Here is a 21,966-nt window from a genome sequence, read left to right as displayed (position 1 = left end):
CAACTGGACCGCGGCAGACTCAGCGCAACTTTGCCGAGCGGCTTGCAATCTCGATGATGACGCTGCCGCTCTTGGCGTAACCGTCCGGCACAAAGGCTTCACCCGGTGCGAGTTCGCGCATGTCCTCCGCGTCCTTCGGCTTCGGAAAGCCCTTGGCGCAGGCCGTGCTGATCGTCTCGCGATCGGCGTAGCTGACGGCGGCGACCACGCTGCCGGGGGTTGGCCCGGCCGCGAGCTTCGACAGGCCGAAATATTTGAGCTGCTCCGAACAGCTAACGATGTTGGTCAGGTAGGCTCCCGTCGTGTCCTCGGCCTGCAGCAGAAAATCGTAGGACATCTCGACGGACCCGCCGCTGGCACTGGCGAAGCCGACGCGAGCCACGCCGGTCTCGACCACCCCCTGCCCCATATGCCCGGTCAGGCAGACGAGCACGTCCTGCGCCTCGTCCCTGGCGGTGGAGACGACGCATTCATTCACCTGCATGCCCGGCTGGAAGCCGCGAAATTTGTAGGCGCCGCCGACCTGCTCGAACACGACCGCGCCGCCGAAATCGGTCGCGTGCGGCTCGCAGCCGCTGCCATAGCTCACGACCAGCAGCGGATTGCTGGAGGCCAGGAAACGTCCCTGCTGCCGCTCCGGCTTCAGGGTGACGTCACAGCGGCGCCCCTCGGAGTCGGGATAGGATCTGGCGCGCTTGCAGGTGGTGCCCGCGATCGCGCCGGGCGCGCAGAACAGCGACAGCAGCGCGCGGTTGGCGGCGGCAGCCTCAGCGATCCCCGGGAAGGCGTGACAGAGCAGCAGCAGCGACAGCAGCACTGAAAAGACCTTGGTCATCGAATTGCCTTGCAAAAGATCGCAGTTCTGCGCGGGACGATAGCGGACGCCGATGCTGTTGCAAACCAGTCGTAAACCACGACGAGAATCATGGCGAGCGCTCGCCTCCGATCACGCCCGCATTCCCTCCGCGACCAATGACCGCTTCAGCCCTTGGCGCGACCAGCGGATGATGTAGGCTGCGGCGAGATGCAGGACTGGACAAATTGATCGGCGGCAACGCAGCGGCCGGCGCACACGCATGAGGGGCCCATGACCGACCATCTGATCGTGACCGACGAGGGCGAGACGCGGACGATCAAGCTCAGGCGCCCGGAAAAGAAGAACGCGATCACGCAGGCCATGTATCTCGGCATGAGCGATGCGATCGACACCGCGCAGAACAATCCGCTGGTGCGATGCATCATCATCACCGGCGGCTCCGGCGTGTTCACGGCCGGCAACGATCTCGAGGACTTCCTGCATGCGGGGTCGGCCGGCAACGACGCCGCGCGCACCTCGGCGGCGACCAAGTTCCTGTATTCGCTGGCGCATAACGTCAAGCCGATCATCGCCGCGGTCGACGGCGTCGCGATCGGCATCGGCACGACGATGCTGTTTCACTGCGACTACGTGCTGGCCTCCACCACGGCGACGTTCTCGACGCCCTTCATCCATCTCGGCCTGGTGCCCGAGGGCGCCTCGAGCCTGTTGATGCCGCAGACCATGGGCTATCAGCGGGCGTTCGCGATGCTGGTGATGGGGCGCACCATGACGGCGACGGATGCGCAGATCGCCGGCTTCGTCAACACGGTGGTGGCGCCGGGCCACACCGAGGTCGAGGCGCACAAGGTGGCGCGCGACATCTGCCGGCTGCCGGCCGAGGCGGTGGCGATCGGGCGCAAGCTGATCCGCACCGCGCCGGACGAATTGACCCGGCGCATCGACCAGGAGGCCTATCTGTTCGCCGAGCGCATGACCTCCGAGGAGGCGGTCAGCGCGTTCAAGGCGTTCCTATCGCGCAAGAAGAAGAAATGAGCGAGGCCGCGGCGGGCGCGCATGGCGCAGTTTGATGTCATCGTGATCGGCTGCGGCGCGGTCGGCAGCGCCGCCGTGCTGCATCTTGCCAAGGCCGGGAGGCGCGTGCTGGGCATCGACCGCTTCCAGCCGCCGCACCGCTTCGGCTCGACCCATGGCGAGACCCGCATCACCCGCGCGGCAATCGGCGAAGGCGTCGACTACACGCCGCTGGCGCAGCGCTCGCACGCGATCTGGCGCGCGCTGGAGCGAGAAACCAGCACGCGGCTGTTCGAACAATGCGGCTGCCTGTTCATTCCGAGCCAGCACGGCGGCGAGGTCCACGGCGTCAGCAGCGCGCAGTTCTTCAGCAACATCGAAACCGCGGCGCGGCTGCACGGCGTCGACGGCGAGACGCTTTCCGCGGAGCGGTTGCGCGCGGATTATCCGGCCTTTGCCACCGCGCCCGGCGATCGCGCCTTTCTCGATCGAGAAGGCGGCTATCTCCTGGTCGAGGACTGCGTGCGCACCGAGCTCGCGGTCGCCGCGCGCCATGGCGCCGAGTTGCTGACCGGCCGGCGCGTGACAGCGTTTCGCCGTGCCGCGGGCGCCCTCACCGTGACCATGGACGACGACACGACGGCGTCGGCCGACAAATTGATCGTCACCACCGGACCATGGATCACCGAGATGATCGCGCCGCTGCGCCGCCGCGTCCACGTCACCCGGCAAGTGCTGTACTGGTTCGAGCTCCTGTCCAATCCGCAGCATTTTGGACCGGGCACGCCGGTGTTCATCTGGGACGTCACCGGCCGCGATCGCGCGGCCTCCGACATCTATGGCTTTCCCTGGCTGGGCTCGCAGGACAATGGCGTGAAGATCGCAAATGAAGTGATGACCGGCGAGACCGATCCCGACGACGTGGCGCGCGAGGTGACCGCGGACGAAATCGCAGCGACCTATGAGACCTATGTCCGCCCCTTCGTGCCGGATCTCGGCCCGCGCTGCCTGCGCAGCGAGGTCTGCCTCTATACCAACGCGCCGGGCGGCCGCTTCGTCATCGACCACGATCCGGGTGACGCCGACGTGATCTACGCCTCGGCCTGCTCGGGCCACGGCTTCAAGCATTCGCCGGCCGTCGGCGAGGCGCTCGCGGCGATGGCCCGGGGCGAGACGCCGTGCGTCGACCTCGACGGCTTCACACTGGACCGGCTCGCCGCCGCCGATCCAGCATAGCGGACGCCGCAACTACTTTGCGGACTGCAGCGCAGCCGTCTGCTTGGCGAGGCCTTCGTTGAACTGCGTCTCGAGCTTGTCGAGATAGGCGTTGAATTCACCCGGCTTGACGAACGGGTTGGGCGCGCCGTCGGCAATCTTCGCTCGCTTTCCGGCCATGTCGTACATCTCCGGATGCGGCGCCAGCAGGATGTCGGGATGCGCCGTCTTGGCCCAGGCGAAAGTCTTCCTGTAATCGTCGACGATGCCCGGATAGGTGGGACGGCCGACCAGCCGGTTCAGCGCCACGGTGGCGCTGCAGAAGAAGATCAGGCTGCGGGTGGCGTCGCCATCCTTCACGTCGGTCGTCCAGCTGGTGCAGCCCGGCGAATGGCCCGGCGTCTCGTGCGCCGTCAAGGTGACGCCGCCGAGCGTCACGGTGTCACCCTCGCGCACAGCGCGGTCGACCTTGACCGGCGGGAAGCCGAGATAGCGCTCCTCCTCGCGGCCCGGATAGAAGCCGCCTTCCAGCAGCGGAACGTCCCTGGCGCCCGCCACCATCTGCGCCCCGGTCTCCTGCTTGACCTGCGCCAGCCCGCCGGTGTGGTCGATATGGGCGTGGGTGTTCAGGATGTATTTGATGTCGGCGACCTTGAAGCCGAGCTTGCCGATGCTGGCCTCGATCTGCGCGGTCGATTCCGGCATCACGGTATCGATCAGGATGTGGCCCTGCGGTGTGGTGATCAGGTAGGAGGCGAGCCCGTTGGTGCCGACATAGTAGACGTTGTCGATCACCTTGAACGGCTCGGTCGGCTTATTCCACGCCGCGACCATCTGCTTCATCAGGTCCGGCAGCGATTGCGCTGCAGCGGAGCCGGCCACGAGCGACAGTGTGGCGGCGAGCAGCATCATTCTTTTCATTCCGGCCTCCCGATGTATTGTTGTTATGAAATCATTTTATGTCATTGCGACCGCGGCGGGGCAATCGCGCTTCGTCCCGCGGCCCCTTCATCACACGTGACCCTGCCATGAGCCGTCTCTCCCGCTTCGCCCTCGCCTGCCTGCTGACCGGTGCCGCCGTTGCAAGCATCGCCGGCCCGCCGGCATCGGCCGAGGACGAGCCGGTGGCGTTGCGCATCCTCGCCATCAACGACTTCCACGGCAATCTGAAGCCGCCCGCCTCCGGCATCCGCGTCGCCGATCCCGCCGATCCAACCAAGACCACCGTCGTTCCTGCCGGCGGCGCCGAGCACATGGCGAGCCTCGTCAAGCTGCTCGCCGACGGCCAGCCCAACACGATCTTCGTCGCCGCCGGCGACCTGATCGGCGCGAGCCCGTTCCTGTCGGCGATGTTCCACGACGAGCCGACCATCGAATCGATGTCGCAGATGGGGCTCGCGCTGTCGGCGGTCGGCAACCACGAGTTCGACGAGGGCAAGGCCGAGCTGTTGCGGATGCAGAACGGCGGCTGCCATCCGACCGATGGCTGCGGCGGGCCGCAGCCGTTCACCGGCGCCAAATTCCATTATCTCGCGGCGTCGACGTTCCTCGCCGGCACCGACAAGACGGTGTTTCCGCCCTATGAGATCCGCACCTTCGAGGACATCCCGGTCGCCTTCATCGGGCTGACGCTGAAAGGGACCGCCGGCATCATCTCGCCGGCGAGCGCGGCCGGCCTCGACTTCCGCAACGAGGCCGAGAGCGTCAACGCGCTGATCCCGGAATTGAAGGCCAAGGGCGTGCAGGCGATCGTCGTGCTGATCCACGAGGGCGGCTGGCCCTCGGGCGGCATGAACGAATGCCCCGGACTGTCCGGACCGATCGTCGACATCGTCAAGGAGCTCGACAGCGCCGTCGACATCGTCATCTCCGGCCATACCCATCAGGCCTATGTCTGCACCATCGACAAGCGGCTCGTCACCTCGGGCGACAAGTTCGGCACGTTGGTGACGGCGATCGACGTCAAGCTCGACCGCACCACGCGCGACGTGATCAGCGCCACCGCGACGAACATCGTCGTCGACACCACCCTGCCGAAGGATCCGGCGCAGACCGCGCTGATCGACGCCTATGAGAAGCTCTCCGCCCCTTACGCCAACCGCCCCGCCGGCGTGCTCGCCGCGACACTGTCGCGGCTGCCGAACGCCTCCGGCGAGAGCGTGCTCGGCGACGTCATCGCCGATGCCCAACTCGCAGCGACAGCCGCGGCGGACAAGGGAAGCGCGGTCATCGCGATGACCAATCCCGGCGGCATCCGGACCGATCTCGTTCGCCGCGACGGCGGCGCGGTGACCTATGCCGACGTGTTCGCGAGCCAGCCGTTTCGCAACCAGCTGACGACGGTCACCCTGACCGGCGCCGAGATCAAGGCCGCGCTGGAGCAGCAATGGCTCGACCCGGCGCGGCCGCGCATCCTGCAGGTCTCCAGCGGTTTCTCCTATGCCTTCGATGCGAAACAGTCCGCGGGCGCTCGGATCGACGCCGCCAGCATGATGCTCGACGGCAAGGCCATCGACCTCGCCGCGTCCTACCGGGTCACCATCAACAACTACCTTGCGCTCGGCGGCGACGGCTTCACCGCGTTCAAGAGCGGCCGCGATCCGATCACGGGACCCTATGACGACGAGGCGCTGTTCGCCTATCTCAAGTCCAATAGCCCGCTGGCCCCGCCGCCGCGCGGCCGCATCATCAACAAGGCTTCGTGACGCCTGCCGCGCCCGCCGGAAAGCCGGTCATATCGCCCGCGGGGCTCTTTCCGAGGCTGCGTTCAGCGCATAGATTGGGCACTCCCGCAACGCGCGAGTGGCAGAGCCCTGATGTCGACGCTGTATCTCTCTCATGAAGCCTGCCTCGATCACGCCACGCCGTCCGGCCACCCAGAGCGCGCCGACCGCCTGCGGGCGGTCGAGGAGGCCCTGACCGAGGAGCGCTTCGCCCTGCTCGACCGCGACGAGGCCCCGGAGGCCGATATCGAGCTGGCCCTGCTCTGCCACAACGAGCACTACGTCACCGAGCTGCGCCAGATGGCCCCGACCTCGGGCATCATCTATCTCGACGGCGACACCTCGATGTCGCCGGGCACCTGGGAAGCCGTGATGCGCGGCGTCGGCGGCGCCGTCGCGGCAACCGAATCCGTGATGTCCGGCCGCCACCGCAACGCCTTCGTCGCGGTGCGCCCACCCGGGCACCATGCCGAGATCGCAAAGCCGATGGGCTTCTGCTTCTTCGACAATGTCGCGATCGCGGCACGCTATGCCCAGCGCACCTTCGGCATCGAGCGCGCCGCCATCGTCGATTTCGACGTCCACCACGGCAACGGAACCCAGGACATCTTCTGGGCCGACAAGAGCGTGATGTACTGCTCGACCCACCAGATGCCGCTGTTCCCGGGCACCGGCGCCCGCGGCGAGCGCGGCGAGCACGACACCATCGTCAACGCGCCGCTGGCCTCCGAGGACGGCAGCCTCGAGTTCCGCTCCGCCTTCGAAAACCTGATCCTGCCGCAGCTCACCAAGTTCAGCCCCGAGCTCGTGATGATCTCGGCCGGCTTCGACGCCCATTATCGCGACCCGTTGGCGTCGCTGAACCTGCGGGCGGAGGATTTCGGCTGGGTCACCCGCAAACTGATGGATCTCGCCGACAAATCCGCCGGCGGGCGGGTCGTTTCGGTCCTGGAAGGCGGCTATGACCTTCAGGGGCTTAAAGAATCCGTCTCGGCCCACGTTGCGGCCCTGACCGGGGCGTGATCCCCAGGTTCCAGCCGATCCCACCCTCGGCGGGGCCTGACATGGCCGCGACCGGGGTGTAAAAGCACGGCCCCGGAGTTGAGTGAGCTGCAGGGAACCCGCATGGCGGACAACACCGTAACCGACGTCAAGAAGCTGTCGTTCGAGCGCGCGATCGAGGAGCTGGAATCGATCGTGAAGCGGCTCGAGGACGGCAAGGTGCCGCTCGAGGAGTCGGTGGCGATCTATGAGCGCGGCGAAGCACTGAAGCGGCGCTGCGAGGAGCTGCTGCGCCAGGCGGAGGCCCGGGTCGAGAAGATCACGACCGACGCCAGCGGCCATGCGACGGGAACCGTGCCGCTCGACGTGCAATAGCGGCTTGCGGCTGAACGGCCCTCTCCGAGCAACAGTCCGGATTTATTTCGCTACCGCCGGGCGCGAGTTGACGCGGGCAAAGCGCGCCTCTCAATCGTGCAATTCAGCCGCAGATCGGTGCAACTGCATCGAAGAGCTCGGCCGCGAGGTGGCCCTCGGCGAAGTCTCGGCCGCCGCGTTGGCCACTTGAGACCCAGAGGTGCGTCCTTCGTTTACCATGCGACACGATTTGAATCGGCAGTTCGCCCCTGATCCTGTGATCGTGCCGCTCGGGGTCCGCGATCATCCGGCGCAATCATGACGACGTGCTTCGCTCGCAGCTCTTTCGCATCGACTTGACGGCCAACGAAAGGCCGCACGCCGACGACTTCTTCATGATCGTCTACGGACCAATCCCTTACGCGAACGCATGGCTCACGGCGCCGCGGCGTGCGCAATCACCGCATCGGCGGATTTTGCGCCGCGGGAAAAGGCCTGGACCGAGCCGGCTTCCCCGGTCTATTCCGGAGCGCCGGCTGCCGTCGATTTGAGCAGTTGAATGGAACCTCCGGCACGCCGCCGCGGTTGAGAGGTGGCGCAAGGGTACCGTTTGCGGGCTTGCCAACTCCCATCGGGTTGGCTTTAAGACGCACTTTGGTGTAAAGCTTCTCGCAACTGCGGGTTTTTGGAAGTGTTTATCCTCTCTGGAGAGAGGAAACTAAGCGCTTGCAGGAGCTAGCAAAACTGACTTGGCTGAACGACTTGGCGATCTTGGGCGACTAACGAGGACGGCAAGGCCACCAAGAGTGACTTACATCACATAGATCGATCCGAAACCCGGCTAGTCTCCGGACTGCGGCTTCGATCCGCGCGGATGTCACCTTCAAGACTTCAGGTTTCGCCGCCCGTTACGATGAACCTCTCAGATGTCGGCCCTTGAACCCGACCTGCAAAATTGGAATGTCACCGTGACCACATTTAGTAAGACGCCGCTTCTCGACACCATCAAGACTCCGGAAGATCTGCGCCGGCTGAAGGTCGAGCAGGTCCGGCAGGTCGCCGACGAATTGCGCCAGGAGACCATCGACGCGGTCTCGGTAACCGGCGGTCATTTCGGCGCGGGTCTCGGCGTGGTCGAGCTGACCACGGCCATCCATTACGTGTTCGACACCCCGCGCGACCGCCTGATCTGGGACGTCGGCCACCAGGCCTATCCGCACAAGATCCTGACCGGACGCCGCGACCGCATCCGCACCCTGCGCACCGGCGGCGGCCTCTCCGGGTTCACCAAGCGCGCCGAGAGCGACTACGATCCGTTCGGCGCCGCGCACTCGTCGACCTCGATTTCCGCCGGCCTCGGCATGGCGGTTGCGCGCGACCTGTCGGGCGGCAAGAACAACGTGATCGCCGTGATCGGCGACGGCGCGATGTCCGCCGGCATGGCCTATGAAGCCATGAACAATGCCGGCGCGATGAACTCGCGCCTGATCGTGATCCTCAACGACAACGACATGTCGATCGCGCCGCCGGTCGGGGCGATGTCGGCCTATCTGTCCCGCCTCTACTCGGGCAAGACCTACCGCACCCTGCGCGACGCCGCCAAGCAGCTCGGCCAGCATCTGCCCAAGGTGATCGCCAACCGCGCCAGCCGCGTCGAGGAATATTCCCGCGGCTTCATGATGGACGGCGGCACGCTGTTCGAGGAGCTCGGGTTCTATTACGTCGGCCCGATCGACGGCCACAACCTCGACCATCTGCTCCCCGTCCTGAAGAACGTCCGCGACATGGAGACCGGCCCGATCCTGGTCCACGTCGTGACCCAGAAGGGCAAGGGCTACTCGCCCGCGGAAGCGGCGGCCGACAAATATCACGCGGTGGCCAAGTTCGACATCGCCACCGGCACCCAGGCCAAGGCCAAGCCGAACGCGCCGGCCTATCAGAACGTGTTCGGCCAGAGCCTGGTCAAGGAAGCCGAGAAGGACGACAAAATCGTCGGCATCACCGCCGCGATGCCCTCGGGCACCGGCATCGACATCTTCGCCAAGGCGTTCCCGAAGCGCACCTTCGACGTCGGCATCGCCGAGCAGCATGCCGTGACCTTCGCCGCCGGCCTCGCGGCCGAAGGCTACAAGCCGTTCTGCGCGATCTACTCGACCTTCCTGCAGCGCGGCTACGACCAGATCGTGCACGACGTCTGCATCCAGAGCCTGCCGGTCCGCTTCGCGATCGATCGCGCCGGCCTGGTCGGCGCCGACGGCGCGACCCATGCCGGCTCCTTCGACAACGCCTATCTCGGCTGCCTGCCGAACATGGTGATCATGGCGGCCTCCGACGAAGCCGAGCTGGTGCACATGGTGGCGACCCAGGTCGCGATCAACGACCGGCCGAGCTCGGTGCGCTATCCGCGCGGCGAAGGCCGCGGCGTCGAAATGCCCGAGGTTGGCGTTCCGCTGCCGATCGGCAAGGGCCGCATGATCCGCCAGGGCAAGCAGGTCGCCCTGCTCTCCTTCGGCACCCGGCTCGCCGAGTGCGAGAAGGCGGCCGACGAGCTCGCCGCACACGGCCTGTCCGCCTCGATCGCCGATGCGCGCTTCATGAAGCCGCTCGACGAAGAGCTGGTGCTGAAGCTCGCCCGCGAGCACGACATCCTGATCACGATCGAGGAAGGCTCTGTCGGTGGCTTCGGCTCGCACGTAATGCAGTATCTCTCCGATCAGGGCATGCTCGACGGCGGCCTGAAGATGCGCACCATGGTGCTGCCGGACGAGTTCCAGGACCACGACACGCCGGCGGCGATGTACGCCCGCGCCGGGCTGGACGCCAAGGGCATCGTCCGCAAGGTGTTCGAGGCGCTCGGCAAGGATTACACGACCGAGTCGGTCAAGCTCGCCTGAGGCGAGCTTGCGTCCCGCCGTGGTGGTGAGCCATGAAGATCTATCTGGCAGGTCCCGACGTGTTCCTGCCGGATGCCATTGAAATCGGCCGGCGGAAAGTCGCGATCTGCGATCGCCATGGCTTGATCGGCCGCTACCCCCTCGACAACAGCGTTGACCTCGCCTCCTCCGACGCCTCGCGCCAGATCTTCCATGGCAACGAGGCGATGATGGACGACGCCGATGCCATCATCGCCAATCTCACGCCGTTCCGCGGGCCCGGCGCCGATGCCGGCACCGTCTACGAGCTCGGCTACATGGCGGGCCGCGGCAAGCTCTGCCTGGGCTATTGCAACGATCCCGCCGTCTATGCCGACTGCGCCCGCCGCTTCACGACGGTGACGGAGCAGGACGGCCGCCTGGTCGATGCCGAGGGCCTGACGGTCGAGGATTTCGGCCTGCCCGACAACCTGATGATGATCCACGCGCTCGACCTGTACGGTGCCCCGCTGGTCCTCCCGCGCGAGCGGTCGGGGGATGTGTGGCACGACCTGGCGGCGTTCGAGATCTGCGTGAAGCTGGCGGCGGAGCGGCTCCTCGGCAAGACGCCGTAGGGTGGGCAAAGCGGCGCCGTCAGGCGACGCGTGCCCACCGTGGATCCGCGCCCACAATCGAAATGGTGGGCACGGCGCGTCAATTGCGATACGAGCTTGCGGAGCGGCCGGTGCACGCGCCTTTGCCCACCCTACGAACTCACTATATGAGGCGCGATCTCGCCTCACACCACTGTCGTCCCGGCCTAGTGCGCAATTGCGCACGCGGCGCCGGGACCCGACCACAGGACGTCATGTTGGGCAGACTCGTAGTTGCCATCTCCCTACAAACTAAGTCCTGTGGTTATGGGTCCCGGGTCGGCGCATCAACGCGCGATGCGCGCTGATGCTTGCCCGGGACGACACTGAATTTGGTGTGCGTGCTCAACAATTCATGACGACTGATCAAACTCATGCCCCCTGCCCGCAAACGCGCTGATATCCTGCTCGTCGAACGCGGCCTGTTCGAGAGCCGCGCGCGGGCGCAGGCGGCGATCGAGGCTGGGCTCGTGTTCGCAAACGACAAGCAGGTCGGCAAAGCCTCGGAGAGCATCCCAGTTGATTCCGTGCTGCAGGCGGAGCCGGCGCATCCCTGGGTGTCGCGTGGCGGAGTCAAGCTTGCGGCAGCACTGGAGCATTACGGCATCGAGGTCGAGGACCATGTCTGCCTCGACGTCGGCGCCTCCACCGGCGGCTTCACCGAGGTGCTGCTGGCCAATGGCGCGGCTGTCGTATTCGCCATCGATGTCGGCCGCGACCAATTGCATCCCTCGCTGCGCAATCATCCGAAGATCGTGTCGATGGAGCAGACCGACATCCGCAGCTATGACGGCAAGCGCCTGCCGCAGCGCCCCGACATCGTCGTGATCGACTGCAGCTTCATCTCGCTCAAGGCAGTGCTGCCGGTCGCATTGTCGCTCGCGGCCTCGCCGATGAGCCTGCTGGCGCTGATCAAGCCGCAATTCGAGGCGAAGGGCGCACACGGCAAGGGCGGCATCATCAAGGATGCAGCGGTGCATGCCGCCGTCTGCGACGACATCGCCACCTTCGCCGCCTCGCTCGGCTGCAGTGACATCGAGATCTTCCCATCATCGATCAAGGGCGGCGACGGCAACGCCGAATTCTTCCTGGGAGCACGCCGCCATGGTTGAGCGTCTCGTCATCGACCACGTCGGCCATCGCGGCGACGGCGCCTCGCTGTCATCGGGCGAGGCGCTTTACGTGCCCTATACGCTCGCCGGCGAGACCGTCGAGGCGGCCGTCGTTCCCGGCCATCCCGATCGCCGCAAGCTGCTCGCGGTGGAAATTCCGAGCCCCGAGCGGATCGCGCCGTTCTGTCCGCATTTCGGCGTCTGCGGCGGGTGCGCCATCCAGCACTGGGCGCCCGAGCCCTATCAGCAGTGGAAGCGCAACATCGTCGTCGAGACGCTGCGGGCCGCCAAGGTTGATTGCGACGTGGCCGATCTGATCGATGCCCACGGCGCCGGCCGGCGCCGGGCCACCTTCCACGCCCGGATGGGCACGCACGACGTCCTCAGGGTCGGATTCTCGGCCGCGAACAGCCACGACATCGTGCCGATCGACCGCTGCCCGATCCTCGATCCCGCGCTGGACGGTGCGCTGGAAGCCGCATGGGCGCTGGCGGAGGCGCTGAAGCCGACCGGCAAGCCGCTCGACATCCAGGCGACCGCGACCAGCAACGGCCTCGACATCGACATCCGCGGCTCCGGCCCGCTGCCGCCGCCGCGCATCGCGGCCCTGTCCCGCCTCGCCGAACAGCACCGGCTGGCGCGGCTGACCCGCCATGGCGAGCTGGTGCTGATGCGCAATGCGCCCGTGGTCACGATGGGTACGGCGCAGGTGACGCTGCCGCCCGGCTCGTTCCTGCAGGCCACCGTGCAAGGCGAGGAAACGCTGGCGCAATTGGTGCTGGAGCGGATCGGCAAAGCCAAGCACGTCGCCGACCTGTTCTGCGGCGTCGGCCCGTTCGCGCTCCGGCTCGCTACGCGGGTGCGCGTCACCGCCATGGACAATGATGCCGGCTCGGTCGCGGCGCTGCAGAAGGCGGCCGGTACGCCCGGCCTGAAGCCGATCAAGGCCGAAACGCGCGACCTGTTCCGCCGTCCCCTGATGCCGCCGGAATTGCGCGACATCGACGCTGTCGTATTCGACCCACCGCGCCAGGGCGCTCAGGCGCAGGCCAGGCAGCTCGCGGCCAGCAAGGTGCCGGTGATCGTCGCGGTGTCCTGCAACGTGACGACGTTCGCGCGCGATGTGCGCATGCTGATCGACGGCGGCTACAGGCTCGATACCGTGGTGCCGGTCGACCAATTCCGCCACACGCCGCATGTGGAGCTGGTGGCACGGCTGGTGCGGTGAGCTGATCTCGATGCCTGCACGTCATCGCGAGCGAAGCGGCGAAGCAACGCAGGCATTCTTCTTGGCCCTGGATCCTTCGCTACGCTCGCGATGACGAGGACATGTCTACCTGACCACGCTGACCTTCACCGGCGCGACGCCGGAGGTGACCATGCCGAGCGCCTGCGCGGCTGAGTAGGACACGTCGACCACCCGCCCCTGCACGAATGGTCCGCGATCATTGACGCGCACCACCACGGAGCGGCCGGTCTTGACGTTGGTGACCTGCAGCCGGGTGCCGAACGGCAGGCTGCGATGCGCGGCCGTCAGCTCGGAGGGATTGAAGCGCTCGCCGCTCGCGGTCTTCTGGCCTTCCGAATAGTAGCTGGCGAGACCGGACGCTCCGGAGTGCGCCGGCGGCGGGCTGAGCTCGGCCCGCCGGACGCGCACCACTGACTCCGGCGCCGTCTCCGCACGCTGCACCTGCGGCCGGAATTCGGCTCCGGCTTGCTTCGTCGGCGCCGCCCAGCGCGCCTGCCGGACCGCCGATGATTGCGCGCAGGCTGCGAGCGAAGCCGCCGCCGCACACACCAGCGCTGCCCTGAGAAGTTGGCAAGCGAGCCCTGCACGCGGACCTTGGATGACTGACGAGCGCCTGACGCGCTGCGCGGGATGGGCTGTCCGGTCGATGATACGCATGTTCTGTGCGCCTCCGCCTCAACCCGCTCATGGTCGCGGCCCAATCGCGGCAGCACGGTGGCAAAGGGAAACTTGCGATAGGTGCAACCTATGGTTTTTGGAAGATTGTGGCTTAATGGCAACAGATCAGCCTGAACGGCGGCCCTGTGGAGTTTTTCCACGCAAGAACTTCATACTGTCATGCTGGGAGAACACGTGAATGCCTGACCCGCTGCTGACCCGCATCCTTGGCGAACTTGCCGATGTCCCGGGACTGCGCGCCATCGCGCTCGGTGGATCACGTGCGCGCGGCACCGCGCAGGCGGGCTCGGACTACGACGTCGGGCTCTACATCGCATCCAGGCACGACCTCGACACCGACGCGCTGCGCGAAGCAGTGCGGCGGCTCGTCGACGACCCGCAAACGGTCGAACTGACGGCGGTCGGCGGCTGGGGACAGTGGGTCGTCGGCGGCGGCTGGCTCAGAATCGACGGGCACAAGGTCGACCTGCTCTATCGCGAGATCGATGCGGTCGGCGGCGTGATCGACGACTGCCGGAAGGGGCGGATCGAGATGCACTACCAGCCAGGCCATCCGCATGGCTTCGTGTCGGCGATCTGGATGGGCGAGGTCGCGCTCTGCCGCCCGCTGCACGATCCCGCGCAACTGCTGGCGAGACTGAAGTCGCGCTGCACGCCCTATCCGCGCCGCCTGCGCGACGCGATTATTGCGCGCTTCCAGTGGGAGATCGCATTCAGCATCGATAATGCCGAGTTGGCTGTCGGGCGTGGCGACCATACCTACGTCGCGGGCTGCGCCTATCGCGCCCTCGCCTGCCTTGCGCAGGTGCTGTTTGCGGTCAACGGGCGCTACCTGATCAACGAGAAGGGTGCGCTCAAGGAGGCCGCGACGTTTGGACTGGCGCTCGGCGGTCTCGCGGCGCGCGTGGAGCTCATCTGGCAATCGATCGGCAATGGCGAATTCGGTGCGGCGCTCCGCAGCCTGCGGGAGGTCGAGGCCGAATTGAAACAGGCGTTGGTCCATGCTGCGACGGCCGGCTGAGATCGCGGCGCCTTACCAATCAAGCCTCCCCACGCGCTCGTCTGCTCGGCAGCCCGGGCCAGCTGGTCACCGCCCCCAGCGGTCCTGCCAGATCTTCTCGCCGATCGTGCAGGACACGCGCGGCTCCTTGTCGGCATCGTCGGCGACCGGCACGATGCGCGGCGGCGGTGTACGTCCGGCGACCTCCATCAGCAGCTTGGTGCGGATGGCTTCCTTGAATTCGTCGCGGCTCTTGATCGTGACCACGAACGAGCCGTGGCCGCCGGTCACGCAATCCTTGTAGTAGAGATCGAGATTCTCGATATCCATGGTCGAGTAGGACGGCTCCTTGACCATGATCGGCAGGCCGTTGATCGTGATGCCCTTGTCGACGGCCTCGTCGCGCGCGATCGTCACCGGTGAGGGACCATTGTTGTTGGGCCCGTCGCCGGAGATGTCGATGACGCGGCGCAGCCCGCGATAGGGATTCTCATCGAACAGCGGCATGGCAAAGTAGATCGCGCCGGAGATCGAGGTGCGCGACGCGCGGCGGATCGGCGTCTTCATGATCTCGGCGGCCACGGCGTCGGCGCTTTCAGGTCCGTCGATGAGGCGCCAGGGAATGATGATCTTCTGGTCGCTCGAAGCCGCCCATTCGAAATAGGTCACGGCGATGCGGCCGTGCACGCCGCTCTTCAGCGCCTGCAGGAACTCGCGCGAGCTGAGCGCCTGGGCGTAGCCTTCGCGCTGGATCGCCAGCTCGTCCAGATCCATCGAGTAGGACACATCGACGGCGAGGATCAGCTCGACGTCGACGGACGCTTCCTTCTCGCTCAGTTGCTGCGCCGGCTGGGCCCTCGGCGCTGCCACGACGGTGGCGACGTCGCCGCCGGCCAAGGCGCCCGCCAGACACGCCACCCCGATCGAGATCCACCAGCGCATGAGCTGCCCTCCAATCGCGTCTGATGATGGTGACATGCAATCCGCAGACAGCAAAGCGGGAACGCACACATCCATTCACATTCCGGTTAGTCCCCGGGGGTTGCCCGGATGTCAGGCAGCTGCGTGCGCCCATCGCGCAAGGCATGCAGCCCGTGGTTTCCCGGAGCAGCCGAAGCCTGTATCGTGGCCCGACTGCCGCATCAGGAACACAGGCGCGCCCTTAGAATGAACGATGCCGTCACCAAGCCCAAGACGAAGGTACGCACCAAGGCCGAGCGTCCGCGGCTCTACAAGGTGATCCTCGTCAACGACGATTTCACCCCGCGCGATTTTGTGGTGATGATCCTGAAGGCGGAATTCCGCATGACCGAGGACCAGGCCTACAAGGTCATGATCACGGCGCATAAGCTCGGCGTCTGCGTGGTGGCCGTATTCACCAAGGACGTTGCCGAGACCAAGGCGACCCGCGCGACCGATGCCGGCCGCGCCAAGGGATACCCGCTGCTGTTCACTACCGAGCCGGAGACCTGAGCCGGCGGCGAACTAATTCCCTTCCTCACGCAGCCCATACACACGTTGTGCGGTCGCGAGGCCAGCGATCGGAAATTCACCGAGATCGGTCCAGAGATCGGTCAGCGGCTCGGGACAGGCGCCGGCAAAGGCCTCAGACGCGACCACCGTCCGCTGCAGCCGCGCGGCCATCTTCTCCAACCGTGCGGCGAGATTGACGGCCGGGCCGATGCAGGTGAAGTCGAGCCGGTTGCCGCCGCCGATATTGCCATAGAGCAACCGTCCGACATGCAGGGCGACGCCGAAGCGAAAGCGCTCGACCCGGCCGCCAACCGCATATTCCAGCGCATCGACACTGGCGCGCGAGGTCCGCGCCGCCGAGAGCACGCGCCCGCAGACCGCGCTCGGATCACCGTCCTGCTCGGGAATCGGAAACACCGCGAGCAGACCGTCGCCCATGAACTTCAACACTTCGCCGCCCTGCTCCCGGATCGCGGCAACCTGGCAGTCGAAGTAGTTGTTGAGGATCTCGACCACGTCTTCGGCCGGCAGCCGGTCCGACAACGGCGTGAAGCCGCGCAGGTCCGACAGCCAGATCGCCGCATCCATCGTATCGGTATGGCCGCGACGGATCTGGCCGCCGAGAATGCGCTCGCCGGCGCTGTTGCCGACATAGGTGTCCAGCAGCATCGAGGCAGTCCGGCGCAGCGTGACGATCTCGGTGTAGCGTGCCAGGGCCGGCATCAGCGACCGGATTGCGTTCACGTGCTGCTCGCTGAAGCCACGGGGATCCCTCGTGGTCCAGCTCGAGGCATGGATCGCCCGATCGACGAAGGTCAAGGGCAGCGCGAGATAGTCGGTCGCCCCCTCGGCGCGCACATCCATCAGGATCGGAAAGCGCTCGGCCTCCGAGCCGCGAGGATCAGCCCTGAATTCCGCCCCGCTCTCGAACACGAGCGCGAGCGGGCTGCTCCTGTAAATCGGGCGGCTCTCAAAGCCGAAATCAACGGTGGAGGTCTCGACCTCCGCTCCCGGCCGCCAGATGAAGCTGCGGCCCGCAATGTCCGGATGCAGGGTGCGGACGAACACGCCGACGCGCCACAACGGCACACCGAGCCCGACCAGCCGCTCGCAGCATTCGGACATCATCTGGCCCGGCGTCGCTGCGGAACGCGCACCGTCGACCAGCCAGTCCTTGATCTCCTGCAGCTTGAGGATGTCCATGGGACGACATTAAGCGAGCGGCATGACAACAGCAAACAGCCGCGGCGGCCGCGTGCCTCTACCCCACCTGGCCGCGATGGCGCAGCAGGTGATCGGCCAACACGCAGGCCATCATCGCCTCGCCGACCGGAACCGCGCGGATGCCGACGCACGGGTCGTGCCGGCCCTTGGTCAGGATCTCGGTCTCCTGGCCTGAGCGGTCGACGGTCTGGCGCGGGGTGAGGATCGACGAGGTCGGCTTGACTGCGAAGCGCAGCACGATCGGCTGCCCCGTGGCGATGCCGCCGAGGATGCCGCCGGCATTGTTGGAGAGGAAGCGCGTGCCGTCATTGGCCGAGCGCATCTCGTCGGCATTCTCCTCGCCGGTCAGCTCGGCGGCGCCGAAGCCGGCGCCGATCTCGACGCCCTTCACGGCATTGATGCTCATCATCGCCGCGGCGAGTTCGGCATCGAGCTTGCCGTAGAGCGGCGCGCCAAGTCCCGCCGGCACGCCCTCGGCGACGATCTCGAGCACGGCGCCGATCGACGAGCCGGACTTCCTGATGCCGTCGAGATAGTCCTCGAAGAACGCCGCCTTGTCCTTGTCGGGGCAGAAGAAGGGATTGCGCGCGACCTCGTCCCAGTCCCAGTTGCCGCGGTCGATCTTGTGCGGGCCCATCTGCACCAGCGCGCCGCGCACCTTCACGTCCGGCAGGACCTTGCGCGCGACGGCGCCGGCCGCGACGCGCGTCGCGGTCTCGCGCGCCGACGAGCGGCCGCCGCCGCGATAGTCGCGCAGGCCATATTTGGCCTCGTAGGTGAAGTCGGCGTGACCCGGACGAAACTTGTCCTTGATCTCGGAATAGTCCTTGGAGCGCTGGTCGGTGTTCTCGATCAGGAGCGCAATCGGCGTGCCCGTGGTGACCTGCGCTCCCGTGTCGGGATCGGCCATCACGCCGGACAGGATCTTCACCTGGTCCGGCTCCTGGCGCTGGGTGGTGAAGCGCGACTGGCCGGGCCGGCGGCGGTCGAGATCACGCTGGATCTCCTCGGCCGTCAGCGGAATGCGTGGCGGACAGCCGTCGACGACGCAGCCGATGGCGACGCCATGGCTCTCGCCGAAGGTGGTGACGCGGAACATGTGGCCGAAGGTGTTGAAGGACATGATCTGATCACCCAATCGGAAAAACCGTCATTCCGGGATGGTCCGAAGAACCAGACCCGGACTCTCGAGATTCCGGGTTCGCCTCTGCGAGGCGCCCCGGAATGACGGGGATAACTAACTGTACTTCTCGAACCCGTTCTCGCCGAACACATAGACCGCGCCCTGCTGGATCGGCAGGTCGACGGCGCCGTGCGGCGTCTCGAAGCCCAAGGCGACCATGAGCGCCCGCGCCGTGCCGCCATGGGCGACCGCCACGATATCGCCAGACAGCCCATCGTACCAGTCGCGCACGCGGCGCTCGACGTCGGCATAGGTCTCGCCGCCCTCGGGCGCCAGCGACCATTTGTCGGTCAGACGCCTGGCATAGAAGGCGGGATCTGCCGCCTGCATTTCCGGCAGCGTCGCCCCTTCCCATTTGCCGTAGCCAATCTCGCGCAGCCGGGCATCGAGCGCATAGCCCTCGGCCGGCAGCCTCAGGGTCTCCCGCACCAGCTCCATGGTCGCGCGGGCGCGGCTGAGCGGACTCGCGACGTAAGGCAGGCGCGCCGCATCATGGCCGTTGCGCGCAACGATCTCGGCCAGGATGTTGCCGGCCTGGACCGCCTGCACCTGCCCGAGCGCGTTCAGCGGAATGTCCTGCGTGCCTTGCAGTCGGCCGAGCGCATTCCATTCCGTCTCGCCGTGGCGGATGTAGTAGATCGTGGGCCGTGGCATTGCGCGTTGACGTTATTCCTTGAACGCTATTCTTTGGCGCCGACGGAATTGCTGAGCGAGATGTCGGGCGCCTCGGGCCGCTTCATGCCGACGACGTGATAGCCGGAATCGACGTGATGCACCTCGCCGGTGACGCCGCGCGACAGGTCGGACAAGAGATACAGCGCGCTGTCGCCGACCTCGTCGATGGTCACGGTCCGGCGCAGCGGCGCGTTGTACTCGTTCCACTTCAGGATATAGCGGAAGTCGCCAATGCCCGAGGCGGCCAGCGTCTTGATCGGTCCTGCCGAGATCGCGTTGACGCGGATGTTCTTCTCGCCGAGATCGGCGGCGAGATAGCGCACGCTGGCCTCCAGCGCGGCCTTGGCGACGCCCATCACGTTGTAGTGCGGCATCCATTTCTCGGCGCCGTAATAGGTCAGCGTGATGATCGAGCCGCCGTCCGTCATCAGCTTCTCGGCGCGCTGCGCGATCGCGGTCAGCGAGTAGCAGCTGATCAGCATGCTCTTGGAGAAATTGTCCTGCGTGGTCTCGATGTAGCGCCCGTCGAGCTGGTCCTTGTCGGAGAAGGCGATGGCGTGGACGACGAAATCGATCTTGCCCCACTTCTCCTTGAGCACGTCGAATACCGCATCGATGGTGGCGGGATCGGTGACGTCGCAATGGCCGAGCACGAGGCCGCCGAGCTCGGCCGCCAGCGGCTCGACCCGCTTCTTCAGCGCGTCGCCCTGGTAGGTCAGCGCGATCTCCGCGCCGGCCGCACGCGCCGCCTTGGCAATGCCCCAGGCGATCGAGCGGTTGTTGGCCACGCCGAGAACGACCCCGCGCTTGCCCTGCATCAAACCTGAAATCTGCGCCATGCGGCTTCCCATCGAACTGATTATTAAGGACTGGACGTACACCACCGGTCTGGCCCGGTACAGCCCCATTCCGCCCGCTCTGTGGCAAACTCCCCGCAGGGCTTGCGGCCCGGAATAGGCGCGTCATCGCGGTGTTATGATCTTTGCAAGGCACAGGCTGCGGCCTGCGCCCGTGTCATCGCAGCGAACAGCCGCAGGGCATTCCATGAACGCGTTCCGCCAGAGCGTCGAGGCCATGATTCCGGCACTGCGCCGTTATGCCCGGGCGCTGGCGCGCGACATGGACGCGGCCGACGAGCTGGTCCAGGACACGCTGGTGCGGGCGCTGCGCTCGGAACGGCTGTTCCTGGGCGGCGACATCAGGAGCTGGCTGTACACGATCCTGACCAATCTGAACAAGAACCGCCGGCGTTCACTGGCGCGGCGGCCCCACTTCATGCCGCTTCGGGACGACAATCCCGACGCCAGCGGCACCGAGGCCGAGGGCCGGGACATCGAGCGCGCACTGGCGACCCTGGTGGAGGAGCAGCGCGCAGCGCTTCTCCTCGTCGTGCTCGAAGGCATGAGCTACCGCGAGGTCGCCGACATCCAGGGTGTCCCGATCGGCACCGTGATGTCCCGCCTCGCCCGCGCTCGCGCCCATGTCCGTGCCGTGCTCGAGGGCGAGCGGCCGGCGCTGCGGAGGGTGAAATGACCACTGCACAAAAGCCGCCCTGCCATGTTCGCCTGCTCAAGCCTGCAGCGACCGCGCATCGCCGCAGCCGCTCGATTGCCATGAGATCCCGATGATGACCGACCCGACCATTCCCGTCACCGAAGACGAGCTGCACGCCTATGTCGACAACGAGCTGCCGGCCGAGCGCCGCAGCGACGTCGAGCGCTGGCTGGCCGAGCATCCGGCGGACGCCGAGCGGGTGCAATCCTGGCGCAGCATGGCCGAGGCGCTTCACGCCCGCTACGATTCGATCGTCAACGAGCCGGTGCCGCCGCGGCTCGACCTCGACGGTCTGGACCGCCGGCCGCGGCGCTGGGTCATCGGTGCGATGGCGGCAAGCGTGGCGGCCTTCGCGGTCGGCGGCGCGGTCGGCTGGGTCGCGCGTGGCGCCGCGTCCTCGCCGTCGCCGCTGCAGGCCCTCGCCGGCGAGGCGCTCGATGCGCACCGGCTCTACGTCGTGGAGGTGCGCCATCCGGTCGAGGTCCCCGGCGACGAGAAGGCCCATCTGCAGCAATGGCTGACGCGGCGCTGCGGCCGCACCGTGCAGGCGCCGGAGCTGGAAACCACCGGACTGAAGCTCGTCGGCGGCCGGCTGCTGCCGGGACCGACCGGCCCGGCGTCCTTCCTGATGTACGAGAGCACCTCCGGCGAGCGCTTCACGGTGTATGCGACCAAGGTCGGGATCGAGGCGGCCGAGATGCGCTATACGGCGCAGGGAACCACCGCTGCGCTGTCCTGGGCGGAGCGCGGCGTCAGCTACGTCGTCAGCGGCAGCAGCGACCGGACGCGTCTCACCCAGGTTGCGCGCCTTGTTTATGATCAGTCCGAACGGACGGGCGGCTAGCGGCGAGACGCCGGAGATCGTGGCCCCCACGAGTACCGTCACAATTCCCGATACGATCTGAAGGGCTTGCTCGCAGGCTGCAGGAGAGGAGCGAGGGGAAGCGGTGCCTGCGTCCTCCCGCGCAGCGGGACACGCCAAGGTCGGCGCCGCAATTCGGTCACCGGAAATCTGGAATCCGGTCACCGGCACGTCTCAATATAGCGCCAAATGTTCACGAAAAAATGAGGAGTGTTCGATCCGCCGATCGACACGGAAGCGGCCTCGATTGGGGTTTTGTACCGCGCTGGTCCCCCTTTCGAGGCCGCACTTTTTTCTCGGCTTTCCAGCTTGCACTTCAACTTCTA

21 protein-coding genes are annotated in these 21,966 nt (G+C 66.5%); 13 read left to right on the top strand and 8 right to left on the bottom strand.

Annotated features, from left to right (window positions below; genetic code table 11):
• Window positions 1-19: 19 nt before the first annotated feature.
• On the bottom strand, window positions 20-835 hold the full coding sequence (locus QX039_RS08270; RefSeq protein WP_315772927.1) for a hypothetical protein: 816 nt from the start codon (window positions 833-835) through the stop codon (window positions 20-22).
• 252 nt (window positions 836-1,087) lie between these two features.
• On the opposite strand from QX039_RS08270, the gene QX039_RS08265 reads away from it, so the two are divergent.
• Window positions 1,088-1,852, top strand: a complete 765-nt coding sequence (locus tag QX039_RS08265; RefSeq protein WP_315758028.1) for a crotonase/enoyl-CoA hydratase family protein — start codon at window positions 1,088-1,090, stop codon at window positions 1,850-1,852.
• Window positions 1,853-1,873: 21 nt separating this feature from the next.
• Entirely contained in the window at window positions 1,874-3,067 is a 1,194-nt protein-coding gene (gene solA / locus QX039_RS08260; protein WP_315772925.1) for an N-methyl-L-tryptophan oxidase, read from the top strand.
• Between the two features lie 12 nt (window positions 3,068-3,079).
• Here the strand turns inward: solA and bla are convergent, their stop codons facing one another.
• Window positions 3,080-3,967, bottom strand: a complete 888-nt coding sequence (gene bla, locus QX039_RS08255; protein WP_315740874.1) for a subclass B3 metallo-beta-lactamase — start codon at window positions 3,965-3,967, stop codon at window positions 3,080-3,082.
• A 107-nt stretch (window positions 3,968-4,074) separates the two neighbouring features.
• On the opposite strand from bla, the gene QX039_RS08250 reads away from it, so the two are divergent.
• The 7 genes from QX039_RS08250 (at window position 4,075) to QX039_RS08220 (ending at window position 12,970) form a co-directional block, all read left to right on the top strand.
• Window positions 4,075-5,751 (top strand): bifunctional metallophosphatase/5'-nucleotidase, encoded by a 1,677-nt coding sequence (locus QX039_RS08250; protein ID WP_315740875.1) that lies wholly within the window; start codon window positions 4,075-4,077, stop codon window positions 5,749-5,751.
• Between the two features lie 111 nt (window positions 5,752-5,862).
• Window positions 5,863-6,792, top strand: coding sequence for a histone deacetylase family protein (locus QX039_RS08245; RefSeq protein ID WP_315740876.1), 930 nt, complete (start codon window positions 5,863-5,865; stop codon window positions 6,790-6,792).
• A gap of 102 nt (window positions 6,793-6,894) precedes the next feature.
• Window positions 6,895-7,146 (top strand): exodeoxyribonuclease VII small subunit, encoded by a 252-nt coding sequence (locus QX039_RS08240; RefSeq protein ID WP_315740877.1) that lies wholly within the window; start codon window positions 6,895-6,897, stop codon window positions 7,144-7,146.
• A gap of 947 nt (window positions 7,147-8,093) precedes the next feature.
• Window positions 8,094-10,019 carry a 1-deoxy-D-xylulose-5-phosphate synthase gene (dxs, locus tag QX039_RS08235; RefSeq protein WP_315740878.1) on the top strand — a complete coding sequence of 642 codons (1,926 nt, stop codon included), beginning with the start codon at window positions 8,094-8,096 and terminating at the stop codon, window positions 10,017-10,019.
• 32 nt (window positions 10,020-10,051) lie between these two features.
• Complete coding sequence (locus tag QX039_RS08230) at window positions 10,052-10,612, top strand: nucleoside 2-deoxyribosyltransferase (RefSeq protein ID WP_315740879.1); 561 nt, start codon at window positions 10,052-10,054, stop codon at window positions 10,610-10,612.
• A gap of 392 nt (window positions 10,613-11,004) precedes the next feature.
• On the top strand, window positions 11,005-11,742 hold the full coding sequence (locus tag QX039_RS08225; RefSeq protein ID WP_315772923.1) for a TlyA family RNA methyltransferase: 738 nt from the start codon (window positions 11,005-11,007) through the stop codon (window positions 11,740-11,742).
• Entirely contained in the window at window positions 11,735-12,970 is a 1,236-nt protein-coding gene (locus QX039_RS08220; protein ID WP_315772921.1) for a class I SAM-dependent RNA methyltransferase, read from the top strand. Before QX039_RS08225 ends, QX039_RS08220 begins: the two co-directional genes overlap by 8 nt.
• Before the next feature lie 105 nt (window positions 12,971-13,075).
• Here QX039_RS08220 and QX039_RS08215 read toward each other — a convergent pair whose 3' ends face one another.
• Window positions 13,076-13,648 (bottom strand): septal ring lytic transglycosylase RlpA family protein, encoded by a 573-nt coding sequence (locus QX039_RS08215; RefSeq protein ID WP_315772919.1) that lies wholly within the window; start codon window positions 13,646-13,648, stop codon window positions 13,076-13,078.
• A 199-nt stretch (window positions 13,649-13,847) separates the two neighbouring features.
• On the opposite strand from QX039_RS08215, the gene QX039_RS08210 reads away from it, so the two are divergent.
• Window positions 13,848-14,690: a nucleotidyltransferase domain-containing protein gene (locus QX039_RS08210; RefSeq protein ID WP_315772917.1), complete on the top strand. Its 843-nt coding sequence runs from the start codon at window positions 13,848-13,850 to the stop codon at window positions 14,688-14,690.
• Between the two features lie 66 nt (window positions 14,691-14,756).
• Here QX039_RS08210 and QX039_RS08205 read toward each other — a convergent pair whose 3' ends face one another.
• Window positions 14,757-15,611: a DUF1194 domain-containing protein gene (locus QX039_RS08205; protein WP_315772915.1), complete on the bottom strand. Its 855-nt coding sequence runs from the start codon at window positions 15,609-15,611 to the stop codon at window positions 14,757-14,759.
• A gap of 225 nt (window positions 15,612-15,836) precedes the next feature.
• On the opposite strand from QX039_RS08205, the gene clpS reads away from it, so the two are divergent.
• Window positions 15,837-16,142, top strand: coding sequence for an ATP-dependent Clp protease adapter ClpS (gene clpS / locus QX039_RS08200; protein WP_315772913.1), 306 nt, complete (start codon window positions 15,837-15,839; stop codon window positions 16,140-16,142).
• 12 nt (window positions 16,143-16,154) lie between these two features.
• Here clpS and QX039_RS08195 read toward each other — a convergent pair whose 3' ends face one another.
• The 4 genes from QX039_RS08195 to fabI all read right to left on the bottom strand — a co-directional run bounded on the left by QX039_RS08195 (window position 16,155) and on the right by fabI (window position 20,063).
• Complete coding sequence (locus tag QX039_RS08195) at window positions 16,155-17,345, bottom strand: adenylate/guanylate cyclase domain-containing protein (protein WP_315772911.1); 1,191 nt, start codon at window positions 17,343-17,345, stop codon at window positions 16,155-16,157.
• A 58-nt stretch (window positions 17,346-17,403) separates the two neighbouring features.
• Window positions 17,404-18,489, bottom strand: coding sequence for a chorismate synthase (gene aroC, locus QX039_RS08190; protein ID WP_315740888.1), 1,086 nt, complete (start codon window positions 18,487-18,489; stop codon window positions 17,404-17,406).
• A 114-nt stretch (window positions 18,490-18,603) separates the two neighbouring features.
• On the bottom strand, window positions 18,604-19,203 hold the full coding sequence (locus QX039_RS08185; protein ID WP_315772909.1) for a histidine phosphatase family protein: 600 nt from the start codon (window positions 19,201-19,203) through the stop codon (window positions 18,604-18,606).
• A gap of 26 nt (window positions 19,204-19,229) precedes the next feature.
• The gene (fabI, locus tag QX039_RS08180) at window positions 19,230-20,063 is read right to left on the bottom strand and encodes an enoyl-ACP reductase FabI (protein ID WP_315740890.1); all 834 of its coding nucleotides are present in this window, start codon (window positions 20,061-20,063) and stop codon (window positions 19,230-19,232) included.
• 205 nt (window positions 20,064-20,268) lie between these two features.
• Between fabI and QX039_RS08175 the strand changes: the two genes are divergently transcribed.
• Both QX039_RS08175 and QX039_RS08170 read left to right on the top strand, forming a co-directional pair.
• Window positions 20,269-20,757: a sigma-70 family RNA polymerase sigma factor gene (locus tag QX039_RS08175; protein WP_315740891.1), complete on the top strand. Its 489-nt coding sequence runs from the start codon at window positions 20,269-20,271 to the stop codon at window positions 20,755-20,757.
• Between the two features lie 91 nt (window positions 20,758-20,848).
• Window positions 20,849-21,622, top strand: coding sequence for an anti-sigma factor (locus QX039_RS08170; protein ID WP_315772906.1), 774 nt, complete (start codon window positions 20,849-20,851; stop codon window positions 21,620-21,622).
• Window positions 21,623-21,966 lie beyond the last annotated feature (344 nt).

It is taken from the genome of Bradyrhizobium sp. SZCCHNR1043, from assembly GCF_032489675.1.
In the GTDB taxonomy this organism is placed as follows: Bacteria; Pseudomonadota; Alphaproteobacteria; order Rhizobiales; family Xanthobacteraceae; genus Bradyrhizobium.
This window is presented reverse-complemented; position numbering and strand designations above follow the sequence as displayed.

What these genes read in the sequence shown, in the direction of transcription:
- bla (WP_315740874.1), bottom strand. Translation starts at nt 3,967, where the DNA reads ATGAAAAGAATGATGCTGCTCGCCGCCACACTGTCGCTCGTGGCCGGC.
- QX039_RS08265 (WP_315758028.1), top strand. Translation starts at nt 1,088, where the DNA reads ATGACCGACCATCTGATCGTGACCGACGAGGGCGAGACGCGGACGATC.
- QX039_RS08245 (WP_315740876.1), top strand. Translation starts at nt 5,863, where the DNA reads ATGTCGACGCTGTATCTCTCTCATGAAGCCTGCCTCGATCACGCCACG.
- aroC (WP_315740888.1), bottom strand. Translation starts at nt 18,489, where the DNA reads ATGTCCTTCAACACCTTCGGCCACATGTTCCGCGTCACCACCTTCGGC.
- QX039_RS08195 (WP_315772911.1), bottom strand. Translation starts at nt 17,345, where the DNA reads ATGGACATCCTCAAGCTGCAGGAGATCAAGGACTGGCTGGTCGACGGT.
- QX039_RS08220 (WP_315772921.1), top strand. Translation starts at nt 11,735, where the DNA reads ATGGTTGAGCGTCTCGTCATCGACCACGTCGGCCATCGCGGCGACGGC.
- QX039_RS08205 (WP_315772915.1), bottom strand. Translation starts at nt 15,611, where the DNA reads ATGCGCTGGTGGATCTCGATCGGGGTGGCGTGTCTGGCGGGCGCCTTG.
- QX039_RS08240 (WP_315740877.1), top strand. Translation starts at nt 6,895, where the DNA reads ATGGCGGACAACACCGTAACCGACGTCAAGAAGCTGTCGTTCGAGCGC.
- QX039_RS08210 (WP_315772917.1), top strand. Translation starts at nt 13,848, where the DNA reads ATGCCTGACCCGCTGCTGACCCGCATCCTTGGCGAACTTGCCGATGTC.
- QX039_RS08215 (WP_315772919.1), bottom strand. Translation starts at nt 13,648, where the DNA reads ATGCGTATCATCGACCGGACAGCCCATCCCGCGCAGCGCGTCAGGCGC.
- clpS (WP_315772913.1), top strand. Translation starts at nt 15,837, where the DNA reads ATGAACGATGCCGTCACCAAGCCCAAGACGAAGGTACGCACCAAGGCC.
- QX039_RS08225 (WP_315772923.1), top strand. Translation starts at nt 11,005, where the DNA reads ATGCCCCCTGCCCGCAAACGCGCTGATATCCTGCTCGTCGAACGCGGC.
- QX039_RS08270 (WP_315772927.1), bottom strand. Translation starts at nt 835, where the DNA reads ATGACCAAGGTCTTTTCAGTGCTGCTGTCGCTGCTGCTGCTCTGTCAC.
- QX039_RS08175 (WP_315740891.1), top strand. Translation starts at nt 20,269, where the DNA reads ATGAACGCGTTCCGCCAGAGCGTCGAGGCCATGATTCCGGCACTGCGC.
- fabI (WP_315740890.1), bottom strand. Translation starts at nt 20,063, where the DNA reads ATGGCGCAGATTTCAGGTTTGATGCAGGGCAAGCGCGGGGTCGTTCTC.
- QX039_RS08170 (WP_315772906.1), top strand. Translation starts at nt 20,849, where the DNA reads ATGATGACCGACCCGACCATTCCCGTCACCGAAGACGAGCTGCACGCC.
- QX039_RS08185 (WP_315772909.1), bottom strand. Translation starts at nt 19,203, where the DNA reads ATGCCACGGCCCACGATCTACTACATCCGCCACGGCGAGACGGAATGG.
- QX039_RS08250 (WP_315740875.1), top strand. Translation starts at nt 4,075, where the DNA reads ATGAGCCGTCTCTCCCGCTTCGCCCTCGCCTGCCTGCTGACCGGTGCC.
- solA (WP_315772925.1), top strand. Translation starts at nt 1,874, where the DNA reads ATGGCGCAGTTTGATGTCATCGTGATCGGCTGCGGCGCGGTCGGCAGC.
- QX039_RS08230 (WP_315740879.1), top strand. Translation starts at nt 10,052, where the DNA reads ATGAAGATCTATCTGGCAGGTCCCGACGTGTTCCTGCCGGATGCCATT.